This is a genomic window from Pseudomonas sp. 1L-C-7-B-C1 (assembly GCF_057291635.1).
Map to the genome: position 1 here is coordinate 1 of NZ_JBXAWH010000029.1, position 1,375 is coordinate 1,375.

At 51.3% G+C, this 1,375-nt stretch carries 1 rRNA gene; it reads left to right on the plus strand.

Annotated features, from left to right (window positions below):
- Positions 1–1,375 (plus strand): 23S ribosomal RNA (locus AC0Z8Z_RS25200); the annotation flags it as partial.

The following is a 1,375-nucleotide window of genomic DNA, read 5'->3' on the forward strand; positions in this document are numbered from 1 at the left end:
GTTACCTTACACTGAATACATAGGTGTATGGAGCGAACCAGGGGAACTGAAACATCTAAGTACCCTGAGGAAAAGAAATCAACCGAGATTCCCTTAGTAGTGGCGAGCGAACGGGGACCAGCCCTTAAGTTGATTTGAGATTAGCGGAACGCTCTGGAAAGTGCGGCCATAGTGGGTGATAGCCCTGTACGCGAAAATCTCTTGTCAATGAAATCGAGTAGGACGGGGCACGAGAAACCTTGTCTGAACATGGGGGGACCATCCTCCAAGGCTAAATACTACTGACTGACCGATAGTGAACCAGTACCGTGAGGGAAAGGCGAAAAGAACCGCGGAGAGCGGAGTGAAATAGATCCTGAAACCGTATGCGTACAAGCAGTGGGAGCCCACTTTGTTGGGTGACTGCGTACCTTTTGTATAATGGGTCAGCGACTTATTTTCAGTGGCGAGCTTAACCGAATAGGGGAGGCGTAGCGAAAGCGAGTCTTAATAGGGCGTCTAGTCGCTGGGAATAGACCCGAAACCGGGCGATCTATCCATGGGCAGGTTGAAGGTTGGGTAACACTAACTGGAGGACCGAACCGACTACCGTTGAAAAGTTAGCGGATGACCTGTGGATCGGAGTGAAAGGCTAATCAAGCTCGGAGATAGCTGGTTCTCCTCGAAAGCTATTTAGGTAGCGCCTCATGTATCACTGTAGGGGGTAGAGCACTGTTTCGGCTAGGGGGTCATCCCGACTTACCAAACCGATGCAAACTCCGAATACCTACAAGTGCCGAGCATGGGAGACACACGGCGGGTGCTAACGTCCGTCGTGAAAAGGGAAACAACCCAGACCGTCAGCTAAGGTCCCAAAGTCATGGTTAAGTGGGAAACGATGTGGGAAGGCTTAGACAGCTAGGAGGTTGGCTTAGAAGCAGCCACCCTTTAAAGAAAGCGTAATAGCTCACTAGTCGAGTCGGCCTGCGCGGAAGATGTAACGGGGCTCAAACCATGCACCGAAGCTACGGGTATCACGCAAGTGATGCGGTAGAGGAGCGTTCTGTAAGCCTGTGAAGGTGAGTTGAGAAGCTTGCTGGAGGTATCAGAAGTGCGAATGCTGACATGAGTAACGACAATGGGTGTGAAAAACACCCACGCCGAAAGACCAAGGTTTCCTGCGCAACGTTAATCGACGCAGGGTTAGTCGGTCCCTAAGGCGAGGCTGAAAAGCGTAGTCGATGGAAAACAGGTTAATATTCCTGTACTTCTGGTTATTGCGATGGAGGGACGGAGAAGGCTAGGCCAGCCTGGCGTTGGTTGTCCAGGTTTAAGGTGGTAGGCTGAAATCTTAGGTAAATCCGGGGTTTCAAGGCCGAGAGCTGATGACGAGTGT